We start from the raw sequence: 12,934 nt of genomic DNA, 5'->3' as shown, positions 1-12,934 counted from the left end.
ACAGATGACCGCGCAACACACCACACGCCGAGTCGAGGCGACCATCGCCCGCTCCTGGTTGCTGGTCAACGTCGCCGAACCCGGCGCTGTCGACGGCGCCCTACTTTGCGACGCCGACCAGATCGTGCTCGATATCGAAGACGCTGTCGATCCCACCCGCAAACCCGCCGCCCACGCCGAGGTCGCGCACTGGCTGGAACACAACTCGGCCTGGGTGCGGATCAACGACCGCACCACCCCCTTCTGGTCCGAAGACCTCGACCGGCTCCGCGGACTGCCCGGCCTGTCCGGCGTAATGCTGGTACGGGGAGCCCGAGCCGTGCTCGCGAGGTAGGTTCCGGCCGGCTTCTCGGAGGCGCGCGCGAGCAGCGCCACATCGGCTCCGACGAGGATGAACCGGGCTCCGGCTCCGGCTCCGGCTGCGGCGTAGTCGCGCGCGGTGCCCGGATCGAAAGCATTGACCCCGAAGGGTTTTCCGGCCTCGGCGATGCCCGCGAAGGCACGCTTCACCGCGGGTCCGCGGTTACCTCTCCATGGCCGAATTCACCAGCTCGTCAAGAGGTCGAGTCCCATAGCTCGGCCGTGCTGTTCCTCGGCTATCCCGGAGGGCGGTGGGGTGAAGAGCGGCCGGTAGCCGGGCCTGTTGGAAACCTACGATGAACGTGGATCCGGAGGGGCCGGGGGAAGCGAACGCGGCGGGCTCGACCGGGTGAATTCCTCCAAAGGCAGCGGGCTTCAGCCCCGGCATCATCCTGCTTCACCTCGTTTACGCCCAGGCAGAAGCGCCGCCAGGACGAGACCCAGCACCGCTGCACCCGCCGCGATCAGGAACGAGATGCGGAAGCCGTCCAGTGTGGGTATCTCGGTGTTCCCTACGTGTTGAGCCGTGCCGGCGAGGACGACGCCGACGACGGCGCTGGACATCGCCGTGCCGATGGCCCGCATCAGTGAGTTCAGTCCGTTGGCGGCGCCGGATTCCGACGGGTCGATGGCGCCGAGGATGAGGGCGGGCATTGCCGCGTAGGCGGTGCCGACGCCGCTGCCCGCGAGGAAGGCGACGATCACGATTTGCCATGCGGCGCCGAGCAGAGTTGTTCCGGCCAGGTATCCGATGGCGAGCAGCGCGAGTCCCGTCATCAGGGTGACTTTCGGTCCGTGCGCGGCCGAGAGCCGGGCGGCGAGCGGGGCGGCGATCATCATTGCGAGCCCCATGGAGGCTGCGCAGATGCCGGTGGCGAGCATGGACATTCCCATCCCGTAGCCGGTGGACTCGGGGAGCTGCAGTAGTTGCGGCAGGACGAGTGTCACCGCGTAGAACGCGAGGCCGGTGGTGATCGCGGCCAGGTTGGTCAGGAGTACCTGGCGGCGAGAGGCGGTGCGCAGGTTCAACAGCGGGTCCTCGATGCGCAGTTCGAAGAGGCCCCATAGCAGGAAGATAACTATGGCGGCGGCGAAGAGTCCGAGCGTGGTGGTGCTTGTCCAGCCCCAGTCGGCGCCCTTGGAGACGGGTAGTAGTAGTGCGACGAGTCCGAGCGTGAGCCCGAGCGCGCCGATCACGTCGAAGCGGCCGGGGGCGCGCTGCGCGCTTTCGGGGACGACTGCGTAGATCGCGGCCATGGCTGTCGCGCCGAGGGCGGCGGCCACGAAGAAGAGCCAGTGCCAGTCGACGTATTGGGCGACGAGCGATGCCAGCGGTATGGCGAGCGCGCCGCCGATGCCGATGGAGCTGCTGATCAGCGCGATCGCCGATCCGTGCCGCTCGGGCGGCAATTCGTCCCGGATGATGCCGATGCCGAGCGGGATGGCGCCCAATGCGATGCCTTGCGCGGCGCGGCCTACGACCATGAGCACGAGGTCGGAGGTGAATCCGGAGATCAGCGAGCCCAGCACCATCAGTCCGAGACTGACGACGATGAATCGGCGTTTGCCGTAGAGGTCGCCGAGCCGTCCCATGATCGGAGTGGCGGCAGCGCTGGACAGGAGTGTCGCGGTGATCACCCAGGCGGCGTTGGCAGCTGTGGTGTCCAGGAGCCGGGGAAGGTTGGCGATGACGGGGACGAGCAGTGTCTGCATGACGGCGACGACGATGCCGGCGAACGCGAGGACGGGGACGAGCCCAGTGCGAGCTGGAGTTTCGGCGGCCGCGTAAGCCGTGATGGCCGGAGCCGGCACCGCGGCGTCACTTCCGGGCGACCCGTGACGGAAGGTGCCACGGTCGGTGACCAGCGGGGCCTCAACCGTGCGGGTATTCGCCGCGGGTGGTGCGAAGGGCTGACCGGGTTGGACCATGAGAGGGTCCGTTTCAGGTGGTGCGGATGGCTGGGTGCGATGTGTTTTGTCGCTGCCGGGGGCGGCGGTCAGTTCGTCGAGCGGGCGTTTCATGGTCGGTGATGTCCTTGCTACAGGCCCACGATGAAGGGCCGCTGGAAGATGCGTTCTGCGCCGTCGGAACGGCCTGTGGTCAGGCGGCCTGCCGGGTGTGTGCCGGATGACGCCGGTGTAGGTCAGTCGCAGGGCCGACCGCGACCGCCTCGGTGGTGATGGCGGAGCTACGTCGTGGTGGTCATGCCCGGGCCGGCTCGGTGAGGCGCGGGTCGAGGCCGTATTGCGCGTGGGCGCCGAGGTTCTCGCGCAGGGTGGAGCCTTCGTAGTCCTCGTGGAACAGGCCGCGTTCCTGCAGGATGGGGACGACCTGGTCGACGAAGGTGTCGAAGCCGTCGTGGAAGGCGTCGAGGGCGATCGAGAAGCCGTCGCAGGCCCCGGCCTCGAACCACTCCTGCATATGGTCGGCCACGTCGGTGGCGGTGCCGGCGACCACGGGGTGATAGTCGATCACACCGTGGGCGATCACATCGCGCAGACTCCAGCCTTCCCGGGCCACTTCCAGGGCGCGGCCGGAGCGTGGGTCGCGCGGACTGGGCACGGCGGCGGCCAGCTGCTGCACGGTGAGCGGCTGGTCGAGTTGTTCGGGGCCGAGCCGGAGACCGATCATGGCCCCGAGATAGCGGACGCGCTGGTCCAGGTCGACGACCTCGTCCAGGAAGCGACGTCGCTCCAGAGCGGCAGCGCGGGAGCCGGCGATGGTCGGCATGAAGCCGGCGAGCATCTTCACCTCGTCCGGGTCGCGTCCGGCGCGCTCGGCGGCGTCGCGCAGGGCCTGGCGCTGAGCTCGGGCATCCTCGATGCTGTACGGGTTGGCGTAGACACCGCTGGCGTAACGGCCCGCGATCTCGAGGCCGTAACCGCCGCCGCCCGCCTGGAAGATGACCGGCTGACCCTGTTCGGACGGGGGGATGGGCAGCGGGCCGCGGGAAGCGACGTGGCGGCCGTGCAGGTTGACCGGCTGGATCTTGTCCATATCGGCGTACCGCTTGTTCTCGACGTCGAGGAGCAAGGCGTCCTTCTCCCAACTGCCCCACAACGCCTGCACGATCTGGATGACCTCGTGGGCGCGCTCGTACTTCTCCACACGCGGCGGAATCTCGCTGCCGAAGTTCGCCGCCGCAGCGGGGGTGGAGGTGGTCACCGCGTTCCAGCCGGCCCGGCCGTGGCTGATCACATCCAGGGCCTTGAACTGGCGGGCGAGGTTGTAGGGCTCGTTGAAAGTCGTGGAGGCGGTGGTGACCAGGCCGATCCGCTCGGTCTCACGCGCGAGGACGGTCAGCAGCAGTAGCGGCTCGATCGCCTGGCGCGGTGCGTGGTGGGTGAGGTCCATATCCAGGACCGGGGTGTCGGCAATGAACAGCAGCTGGACCTTGCCGCGTTCGGCGGCCTGCGCGTAACGCACGAACTGGTCCATATCCGTGTAGCTGTTCAGATTCGCACCCGGCAATCGCCAGGCCCCGGGCTCGGCCCCGTAGCCGCCGCTGAACTGCATGCCCAGGACCATTTGCCGGCTTGTCATGGTTGCTCCTCCAGACGGGGTAATAGAAACGGAGAGTGCCTCCGATATCTCTTCAACAATACGGAGGCTGCCTCCGAATTGTCAAGATGACGCAATCTGTCAGCAGGAGGAACGCGAGGCGTATGCCGTGCGTGTGGACCGAAGTCGTGAGCGCGGGCTCCGGGTCCGGACCGGCCGAGTGGCGGCCCGGACCCGCACGCCGCGTGGTATGACGGACTATTGACCGTCGAGGACGCCGGGAGTGCCGTGCAGAACCACACTCTGCTCGAGCGGGATGCGTGTCCTGCCGAACGGATTCACCGGTCCCGCAGGGTCGGCCGTGCCGAAGGAGATACCGAACAGCAGCTTGAGATCCGCGGGAACATCCAGGAATCCGCGGACGGTGTCGGCATAGATCCCGAGCATGGTCTGCGGAATGCCGGCGAACCCGCGGGACGCCAGCGAGAGCAGGAAGTTCTGCGCGTACATTCCGATGTCACCGGCCGTCCGCACCCCGTCGCCCAGGGCCGGCATGAACAGGAAGGCGGCATGGGGAGCTCCGAAGAACTCGAGGTTTTCGCGGACCGCCGCCCTTCGGCCTTCCAGGTCCGAGCGCGCGACGCCGAGGGATCCGTAGTAGCTCGCGGCCAGGGCCTGCGCCCGCTCGAGATAGATGCCGTCGCCGTAGCCGTCGGTGAAATCCGGGGAGGTGCGTCCCTCCGTGTCGGCCTGAAGCAGTTCCTCGGCGAGTGCGTCGCGCTCCGCACCCGAGACAACATGCACTGTCCACGGCTGGGTATTGCTGTTCGAAGGGGCCGTCTGCGCGTCTTCGAGCACGCCGCGGATGTCCGCAGGGGAAAGAGGGGCGGGCAGGAACTTACGGGGGGAGCGCCGGGAGCGTACGAGGTCCGTGAAGAGGGACGCTGTGCCGGACAAGGCGTTTCCTTTCCGAGGCGCGCAGTCGCCGACACGGCGGCCGGGCACAGATGCTGTCTGCCCAAGGAGGCAGTGGTCCTGAGGGCCGGGTGCAGCGGGCACTTTGCGGGTACCGGCAGGCTGCTTGCAGACCGCGGCACGGCACGACCGCCTGGTCGAAGTGTGGGGACTACGCGCTGTTCGTGTTCGTGTTCGTGTTCGTGTATGTGACGTGTTGGGTGTACCTGACGTACCGGCGGGGGCCGGTCGGCGGCGGGCGGGGCACGATTCGTCTCCACGACATCCTGCAGGATGGCAGTAACCGGGAGGATGTGGAACGCTCCGCGACGCTGTCGTGGAGACGCAAGCGTTGCCGTCAGTCCCGGATTCCTGCCACCTCGACCTCGATGGCTTCGATCCTGCCCGTGGCATCGAAGCCATCGACGAGGCGCTCGGGGCTTGTATCCGAGATGAGCAGGTAAAGGGTCCGCATCTCCGGTCCACCGAGGATCGCGTCCACGGCGAATGTGCCGCCGTCGGGATACGTGGCGTCCGGTTCGATCCGGATGACGTCGGTGACCTCGCCGCCTTCGCGGACGCGCCGGAATTCACCGATCCATGGGAAGGCCGCCCACACCGCACCCTCACTGTCGATGCCGATGCCATCGATGGACTCGGTGTCCGGTGATCCGAATTCGGCGAACACGCGCTGGTCGGTCAGCGCACCGTCGTCGGTCACGGTGAACGCGGTGAGCCTGGTACGTGGTGCCCGGAACGATTCCGCGACGACCAGGGTGCGCCCGTCGCCGGAGATGGCGATGCCGTTGGGGAATATCAGGTCCTCGCCGCCCGTGTCGATCCGGCCGTCGGGGTGGCGGATGATCAAACTCACGCCGATGGGGTCGGTTCCGAAGGGATAGCCCTGCGGGCCGATATATGCGCGGCCCTCCCGGTCTACGGCCATATCGTTGGGATGGAACGCGACCGGCGCGAGGTCGGCGAGTTCCTCCAGCCCGCTACTTCCCACGCGCAGCAGCCGTCCGTCGTCGATGGAAACAACCATCGGTGCCCCATCGAGACCGAACCCGAGACCCGAGGGGCGCCCGGGTACATCGGCGATATCCTCGAGTGGCTCACCGGGGGAAAGGCGACTGATCTTGCGTCGGGTCATATCCGAGAACCAGAGCGCCCCGCGGTACCACCGGGCGCCCTCGAGGTAGCCGAGATCACCCTGCGCAACAATGCGGCGAGCGTCAGCGGGCAAAACCCTTGGCGAATGACTCATAAATCCTCCTTGATGAAAACTGTGGTCCCGGATGCCGGTGGATCAGGCCTGAGCGCGGCGCGCCCAGCGATTTACGCCTTCTCGTCCCGCAGGCGGTAGCCGCTCGCGAGGAGCGTGCGGAGCCGGTCGAGTGACTCCTCGTCGGCACCGTTGCCCTTGATCCAGGCAATGGAACAGGCCGCGAGGAACAGGTCGTAGCCACGCACCGACGCGCGTACCTGTCCCGTGCTCTGAGCTGCTTCCACATATTTGTCGGTGGCGGCGATGAAGATGTCGCAAGGAATGGTGAGCGGATTGTCCGGGTCCTGCGCCTGGGCCGCGGCCATGAGCGGGTCCGGGAGCCCGCTGAAAGCGCTGAAGTACTCCTCCATTGCCCGCAGCCACTGCTCCAATGCCTCACCGGCATCGCCCATCTGCTCGATGTCCGCTCGGCGGGCCACCAGCTCCTCGGAACGTGTCTGCAGAACGGCCGCCAGCAGCGCTTCCCGGGTGGGGAAATGCCGGTACAGGGTGCCGGGCCCGACGCCCGCCTCCTTGGCCACCGCCTCCAGGGACGTGCCGACCCCATGCTGGAGGAAGTGACGCTGCGCGGTCTCCAGCAAGGCCGCGCGGTTGCGCTGGACGTCCGCGCGGGGCTTGCGCTCTCGTTGCTCACTGACGTTCATGTGCCCTCCTGCCTCCGGTGATACTGCGAAAATGCAAAACGGATGCAACCTCCGTATGAATTCGAGCATAAAGCGGAGGCGGCATCCGGTCAAATCGTGGGTCGGTCACTGAGGTCTTACCGTGACCCCGGGCGCGGTTGTCTTATATCCGAGGGTCTGTTCCTGCGGGACGCCCAGGTCGGTCGCGTGCGTGTAGTAGCACCGAAGGGGATGCAGGTATTTCACGACACCATGGGCTTTCGGCATCATCTCGGCGCGGGAATCCGGTCTCGGTCGTAGGCCTTTCCCGGTCTACTCCGGATTCAGCGCGGCGTGGTCGACTCTATCCAGGCCGCCTCGTCGTCGAAACCACCCGTCGCCTCGACCTGGCCGTCGAAGTCGCGGCGCGCACCCGCCGCATGCTGGTGCGCGCGGGCGATCGTGGAGTCCACGCTCACCGTCCACTCGATCTCACCGCCCGCATCGGCGTGGGCTTGCAGTGCGGTCAGCACCGATTCCCACGTGCCGTCACGCTGCCAGCGGCGGAACAACCCATACACCGTCTGCCACGGCCCATATACCCTCGGAATATCACGCCACGGACTGCCTGTTCGAATCCGCCACCGGATCCCGTCGATCAATCGGCGTTTCGACCACCGCGGTGGTCGGCCCGGCTTCATACCAGCAGGTAGTAGCGGTTTCAGTTTCGCGCACTGGGCATCGGTCAGATCCGCACGGCACGTTGCCGTTACGCTGTTCACGAGGTCTCCGGTTGTGCTTGGTCGTTCAACCAACTACCGGAGACCTCGCCATATCACCAACTTCTCAACCCGGACAACGGATTCCGCCCCTCAACTCACGGGCTTATGAAACGCGGCCTAGCCGGCGAATGCGATCTTCGAGTACTCCGAGATCTTCCACAACCGGCGCCACCGTCACTCCGTGCTCGGTATGCGGACCCCGATCGAGTACAAGATGATGCAACCATTCACGCACCCGTCGGCGGCTCGAACCACTCGCCGGCCAGAAGCTCCAGGGAACGTTGCCGCACTGCGGGGTCGTATGCGTAGGTGACGGTGATGAGTTCGTCGGCGCCGGTGCGCTCGACGAATTCCGCCAGTCCCCGCACGACCGTCCGCGGGGCGCCGACGGCCTTGATTCGCAGCATCGCATGATCCCGACCCCCCTGGGCGGCAAGCTCTTCGGGGTCGATGGGTGGTTGGAGCTTGCGGCGCCGGCCGCTGCGGATATCGAGGAACATCTGCTCCAGCGTGGTGAACTCTCGCTCGGCCTCCGCGTCCGTCGGTGCCACCATGACGTTGATGCCCGCCATCAGGTACGGCTCGGTGATCTGCGCGGTCGGCGCGGAATCGGAGAATGTGTCGCGGTACACCTGGACGGCCTCGTCCAGCTGATCGGGCGCGAAGTGCGAGGCAAGCGCGAAGGGCAAACCGAGCTGACCGGCTATGGAGGCTCCGTTGACGGTCGAACCGAGGACCCAGATGGGGACTTCGGTGCCCGCGGAGACGGCCGAAACGATCGGGGCACTCCGGGCGGTTCCGTCCGCGCCGAACCAGCCCTGCAGATCGTAGATGTTCTCCGCAAAAGCCTGCGGTTCGCTCGATGACCGGCTCAGCGCCCGAGCGGTCATCATATCCGTGCCCGGGGCCCGGCCCAGGCCCAGATCGATCCGGTCGCCGTACATATTGGCGAGGGTTCCGTACTGCTCGGCAACCATCAGCGGCGCATGGTTGGGGAACATCACACCACCGGAGCCCACGCGGATCCGTTCGGTCACCGAGGCGGCCTGCGCGATCAGCAGCGAGGTGGCGCTGGCGGCGAGGTTGGCGGTGTTGTGATGCTCGGCGAACCAGAGCCGCCGGTAGCCGAGCCGGTCTGCTGTCCGGGCGGCGTCCATCGAAGTGGCGATACCATCGCGGGCCGTCGAGCCATCGGGGATGGAGACCAGATCGAGAATGCTCAATGGCACGGACACTGTCGCAGGTTCCTCACGTTGACGACAATCAAGGCTGCCCTGTCAACCATCAGAACCTCGGGTCTATTCCTCCTGGCGAACCAGGCAACGGTCTCGGTTGCCGGCTGCCTCTCGGCCCGCCTCGAATAAGAATTACTCGATCCGGTCGTCCAGCCGGTGATCAGTACAGGTCCGGCGACCATGCCAGTGCCGACTCCACCCGACGTCGCTGTATCGGCGATGGCGGCCGGAGAAACATCTCTGGTGCGCGTCGATTCTTCGCGCTGAGCCCGGCCGGTCCACCGCGGGGGTACCGGTTCGGTCCGGTGGGTGAATATGGTGAAAGGGCTGCTGTGCCAGTCGTTTTCGCCCGAATTGTCGTCATCTCTCGGTACTCTGGATATGGCGGCAGGGCGGGGCCTGCCCGGTGAGCAGAGGGGACGCGGGGAATGCCTGGTAGCGGAACGGCCTGGGATAGGGCAGTGGTCGGGACCTTGGTAGCGGTGCTTTTGGTGGTCTTCACGGCCGGGTGCGTGACGAATTCGCCGCCGGAGCAAGAGGAGCGGGAACGGAAGGCGGCCAGTGTTCCGGCGTTCAAGCTGCACATGACGCAGGATCTGTGGGAGAGGACGAACACGCGTAATAACGTCAAGCGGGTCCCGGAGCCGAAGAAGGTCACCGAGTTGCCAGGTGGGATGGTGACGGTCGAACTCACCGGCCCGCAGATGGTGGACTACCTGCAAGGTCTGGACTACAACGCCCACGGTGGCGATCAGGCGAAGGACGAGTCTTTGGCGGCGGCCGTCTATGACACCGTGGCGCCGGTGCTCGACCGGATCGAGTCGCCGCCGCCTGCGGGCGCACCCACGCCGGAAATCACCGTGCATGCTTCGGTGGGCCCGGCCACCTCGACGGCGGTCCCGACTCCGGCCGGGCGGTAGTGCTGCTGGTGTGTGAGCCTTGAACGGCGAGGCCCTGACTGGTTTTCGACCGGGGCAAATGCCGATTTCCGGCCGCCGATAAGTGGGTCTCAGCGGCGGTTGTGCTGGTTGGCCGGTCATCCGGGGGTTGTGTGGCGGGACGTGGCTGTGTGGGCTCGCTGGCGGAGACGGGAACGAGGGTGCTTGCCGTGGTGTGTGTGAGCGCGCAAGTGCGGTCGCCGTCGGCTCGGTCTCAGCGGCCACGAATGTCCTCACGCCACCGCGACCCGGACCGTATCCAGGTCGGATTTCGAGACGATGTGCCGAAACTCCATAGCGGCGGGCCGAACCGACACCGGTACATCGAAGACCACGGTCATCGTGCGCGCGACCTGCGGGGCGATCATCTCGCCCACCGGGTCCTCGAAAGGATCTGACTCGAGGGCGAGCTCAGCGGCCGTGTCCGGCCCGAAGTCTCGTCCGTCGTCACCAATGAGCCGCGGCGCACCACCGAAGAAGGCCAGTGGTTCGGCTCCGACGTTGGTCACCTCGACATGGACAACGAGATACTGCCCTTCCGCAACCTTCTTCGGGCCGCCGGTACCGATCTCGCTGATCGGTCCATCGACGCCGGTGACCACGAACCCGAATCCGCCGACCTCGACCCGGCTGCCGACCGGGTGCACCTTCCCGGCGTCATCGGTGCCCAGGCCGCCACAGCCGCACAACGCGAACGCCATCACGCACATCACACCGAACCACGCTCCGCGTCCGGCCCGCCGCAGCATCGGACCCACCAACGCTGTCCGAAATATCGACTCCATCACGCTTCCTCCAGACCCCAAAGCTCTGTCACTGACGCTATCGCCGGCGAGCCCAGGAGTGTGAGCGTCCGGCGGCTACACGGAACGGGGATGTCTCGAAACCTTGGTAATGAGACAGCAGTAGGGCCGTGGCTATCACGCCGTAGAGAATTGACGATTGCAGGTGAATCCCTACCGCGGCAGGGTCGGCCCGGGAGACGCTCCGCAGGCACGGGTCGACAAATTTGCTATTTTCAGAATATGGAGAATTTGAACCGAGCCCTGGAGCGCGACGGTGGTGTCGTACGCTTTCGCGATCTGGCGGGCGAGCGCCGGGCGGTGGTATTCACTCACGGCGCCGGCATGGACCACACCGTGTTCGAGACGCAAGCGAAGGCCCTGCACGAGTCCGGCCATCGAGTCGTCGTCTGGGACCAGCGCGGCCACGGTGAGTCGACTCTCGCGCCGGGGCACCGGTTCACCGCGGCAGGCTCCCTGGGCGACCTCGTCGCATTGATCGAGCAGCTCGACCTCGAACGTCCGATTCTCATCGGGCATTCCCTCGGCGGGAACCTCTCGCAGGAGCTGGCCCGCACCGCCCCCGAGCGCGTGTATGCCCTGATCGCCATCGGCTCCACCTGGAATGCGGGCCCGCTCAGCAGCCTGGAGCGGACACTGCTGAAACTCGCCGCTCCGTCGTTGGCACTCGTTCCCGCCGCGCAACTGCCGCGACTGATGGCCCGCGCTTCCGCCGTGACGCCCGAGGCGATCGCCGCGTGCGAAACGGTGTTCGCACGGATGCCGAAACGCACCTTCCTCGACGTCTGGCGCGCCACCGTATCGCTGGTCGATCCGAGCCCGGATTACCGCACACCCGTACCGCTCGGTTTGATCCGCGGTGATCACGACCGCACGGGTAACATCGCCACCGCCATGGCACAATGGGCGCAGGCCGAAGAAGTGGCCGAGCACATCGTTCCCGACGCCGGCCACGTCGTCACTCTCGACGCACCGGAGGCGGCGACACGCGAAATCCGAGGCATGATCAACGCCTGGGAGAGCGCGGCGGAGGAACGATGCGAATGACCGACGAGAACGAACAAGCCGCATTCGTCACCGCGATGGGCGACATCCTGTCCACGTGGAATCTGCCCCGCGTAACAGGCCGCGTATACGGCCGGCTGCTGATCAGCGCCGATCCGGTATCGCTGGACGACCTCGGTGCCGCATTGAACTCGAGCAAGGGCGCGGTGAGTACGGCTGTACGCGAACTCGTCTCCTGGGGTCTTGCGCGCACTATTCCGCAACCGGGCAGCCGCCGGCTGCTCGTCGAGGCGACCGGCGGATTCGAGCAGCTGCTCGCGGCCAGTCACGAACGGACCCGATCGTTCATCAGCGTCCTGCGGGCCGGAATGAACAGCGCGCACGATGCCTCCGCAGAAGACAGGATCGGGGAGATCGCCGAGTTCTTCGAGGCATACGTGGACGCCGGCGACAAGATGCTCCGTGGCCGACGGGCGTAGGTGATCCGCGGCTCGATCCGCCCGAGTCCCCGCCGGTGGGCGTCCACCGGTACGTCGCGTGTGGGAGTGGGAACACGGCCTGCCGCGCCTGGCCGGAGTGCTCGACTGGGACGATGTCGCATGGCGCAGCAATCCCTGGGCCTACTACAGCCGACCGGGCCACCCTGCGCAGCGCAGCACCTGCAGCGACCCGGCTATTATCTCTCGCCGCCTGATTGTTGGGTGCTGAAACCTGTGAGCCCTCCGCCCCGATCGACTGCTGCCGCGGAGCGGTACCGGGAAGCGCCCATACCGTCGCCTGGGCGGCTATTCTCTGAACAAGCCGTTGGTCGCGATGTCATCCTCCCTCAGACCAGCTCGGGGACGCGCAGATGGGCGAGCGCGATCTCGAAATCGCCGACTTCGACCACGTTGACACCACCTTGGCGGGTACCTTCGCGGCGTAGGGTCTCGAGTTGTTCGCGGTTTCGTTCGATCGCGTCGGAGCTGTCGAACGTCTCGCATGCGACGCCGCGTCCAGTTGCTCGGTCGATCAGCAGGCTCGTGCTGCAGAATCCCGGCATCTGTTCCAGTTGCGACGCCACCATGGACTTGTAGGTCTCGACCGCTGCGTCGAACCGGCCCAGATCGTCGGCCTGAGCCCAAGTGATCTGGGCGCACGCGCCCTCGCGTATGCGATGGTCGCGGTGCATGGCCCCGACCTCCCACTGCTCGACCTGCGCCGAATCGGCACCGAACAGCTGGACGGCGCGTTCACGGAGCGAATGCACCTGCTCGGCGCTCTCGCGCATCGCCTCCTCGGACTCCCACGATGTCGTCGCGATGCAGCGACCTGACGCCCGGTCGACCAGCAACGACATCCCGATACAGCCGGATATGGCCTCCAGGGCCGGTGTCACCCGGTCGCGCATATGCGCGATCCCGGCGTCTATCGCGGAGGGCTTCGCTTGAATTGTTGTAGAACGTGCGTACACGACCCACTCCCT

12 protein-coding genes and 1 pseudogene are annotated in these 12,934 nt (G+C 66.5%); 4 read left to right on the top strand and 9 right to left on the bottom strand.

The window, feature by feature from the left end; translation table 11 throughout:
* Positions 1-4 precede the first annotated feature (4 nt).
* A pseudogene (locus tag AB0F41_RS01460) lies at positions 5-301 on the top strand (aldolase/citrate lyase family protein); the annotation flags it as partial.
* 446 nt (positions 302-747) lie between these two features.
* Here AB0F41_RS01460 and AB0F41_RS01455 read toward each other — a convergent pair.
* From AB0F41_RS01455 to AB0F41_RS01425, 7 genes are all read right to left on the bottom strand, one after another.
* Positions 748-2,289, bottom strand: a complete 1,542-nt coding sequence (locus AB0F41_RS01455) for an MFS transporter (RefSeq protein WP_357420705.1) — start codon at positions 2,287-2,289, stop codon at positions 748-750.
* 274 nt (positions 2,290-2,563) lie between these two features.
* Positions 2,564-3,904, bottom strand: coding sequence for an NtaA/DmoA family FMN-dependent monooxygenase (locus AB0F41_RS01450; RefSeq protein WP_357420704.1), 1,341 nt, complete (start codon positions 3,902-3,904; stop codon positions 2,564-2,566).
* A gap of 216 nt (positions 3,905-4,120) precedes the next feature.
* Entirely contained in the window at positions 4,121-4,819 is a 699-nt protein-coding gene (locus AB0F41_RS01445) for a nitroreductase (protein WP_357420703.1), read from the bottom strand.
* Positions 4,820-5,174: 355 nt separating this feature from the next.
* Positions 5,175-6,083 (bottom strand): SMP-30/gluconolactonase/LRE family protein, encoded by a 909-nt coding sequence (locus AB0F41_RS01440; RefSeq protein ID WP_357420702.1) that lies wholly within the window; start codon positions 6,081-6,083, stop codon positions 5,175-5,177.
* 71 nt (positions 6,084-6,154) lie between these two features.
* A complete protein-coding gene (locus AB0F41_RS01435; RefSeq protein ID WP_357420701.1) occupies positions 6,155-6,748 on the bottom strand; it encodes a helix-turn-helix domain-containing protein in 594 nt (197 codons plus the stop codon).
* 302 nt (positions 6,749-7,050) lie between these two features.
* Positions 7,051-7,488: an IS5 family transposase gene (locus tag AB0F41_RS01430; protein ID WP_357420700.1), complete on the bottom strand. Its 438-nt coding sequence runs from the start codon at positions 7,486-7,488 to the stop codon at positions 7,051-7,053.
* A 227-nt stretch (positions 7,489-7,715) separates the two neighbouring features.
* Positions 7,716-8,723: an LLM class flavin-dependent oxidoreductase gene (locus AB0F41_RS01425; RefSeq protein WP_357420699.1), complete on the bottom strand. Its 1,008-nt coding sequence runs from the start codon at positions 8,721-8,723 to the stop codon at positions 7,716-7,718.
* 461 nt (positions 8,724-9,184) lie between these two features.
* Between AB0F41_RS01425 and AB0F41_RS01420 the strand changes: the two genes are divergently transcribed.
* Positions 9,185-9,643, top strand: coding sequence for a hypothetical protein (locus AB0F41_RS01420; RefSeq protein WP_357420698.1), 459 nt, complete (start codon positions 9,185-9,187; stop codon positions 9,641-9,643).
* 251 nt (positions 9,644-9,894) lie between these two features.
* Here the strand turns inward: AB0F41_RS01420 and AB0F41_RS01415 are convergent, their stop codons facing one another.
* Positions 9,895-10,446, bottom strand: a complete 552-nt coding sequence (locus tag AB0F41_RS01415) for a DUF4352 domain-containing protein (RefSeq protein WP_357420697.1) — start codon at positions 10,444-10,446, stop codon at positions 9,895-9,897.
* Positions 10,447-10,686: 240 nt separating this feature from the next.
* Between AB0F41_RS01415 and AB0F41_RS01410 the strand changes: the two genes are divergently transcribed.
* Positions 10,687-11,511: an alpha/beta hydrolase gene (locus AB0F41_RS01410; protein WP_357420696.1), complete on the top strand. Its 825-nt coding sequence runs from the start codon at positions 10,687-10,689 to the stop codon at positions 11,509-11,511.
* Positions 11,508-11,948, top strand: coding sequence for a transcriptional regulator (locus AB0F41_RS01405; protein ID WP_357420695.1), 441 nt, complete (start codon positions 11,508-11,510; stop codon positions 11,946-11,948). Before AB0F41_RS01410 ends, AB0F41_RS01405 begins: the two co-directional genes overlap by 4 nt.
* A gap of 347 nt (positions 11,949-12,295) precedes the next feature.
* On the opposite strand, the gene AB0F41_RS01400 is transcribed toward AB0F41_RS01405, so the two are convergent.
* Complete coding sequence (locus AB0F41_RS01400) at positions 12,296-12,922, bottom strand: antibiotic biosynthesis monooxygenase (RefSeq protein WP_357420694.1); 627 nt, start codon at positions 12,920-12,922, stop codon at positions 12,296-12,298.
* Positions 12,923-12,934: the final 12 nt, after the last annotated feature.

Source organism: Nocardia sp. NPDC024068, from assembly GCF_040638875.1.
Classification (GTDB): Bacteria; Actinomycetota; Actinomycetes; order Mycobacteriales; family Mycobacteriaceae; genus Nocardia.
The sequence above is the reverse complement of the archived record's forward strand: the minus strand, read 5'-3'. Positions and strand labels throughout refer to the sequence as shown.

Excerpts from the sequence above, each read along its gene's own strand:
- AB0F41_RS01410 (WP_357420696.1), top strand. The coding sequence starts at position 10,687 with ATGGAGAATTTGAACCGAGCCCTGGAGCGCGACGGTGGTGTCGTACGC.
- AB0F41_RS01435 (WP_357420701.1), bottom strand. The coding sequence starts at position 6,748 with ATGAACGTCAGTGAGCAACGAGAGCGCAAGCCCCGCGCGGACGTCCAG.
- AB0F41_RS01455 (WP_357420705.1), bottom strand. The coding sequence starts at position 2,289 with ATGGTCCAACCCGGTCAGCCCTTCGCACCACCCGCGGCGAATACCCGC.
- AB0F41_RS01405 (WP_357420695.1), top strand. The coding sequence starts at position 11,508 with ATGACCGACGAGAACGAACAAGCCGCATTCGTCACCGCGATGGGCGAC.
- AB0F41_RS01415 (WP_357420697.1), bottom strand. The coding sequence starts at position 10,446 with ATGGAGTCGATATTTCGGACAGCGTTGGTGGGTCCGATGCTGCGGCGG.
- AB0F41_RS01450 (WP_357420704.1), bottom strand. The coding sequence starts at position 3,904 with ATGACAAGCCGGCAAATGGTCCTGGGCATGCAGTTCAGCGGCGGCTAC.
- AB0F41_RS01440 (WP_357420702.1), bottom strand. The coding sequence starts at position 6,083 with ATGAGTCATTCGCCAAGGGTTTTGCCCGCTGACGCTCGCCGCATTGTT.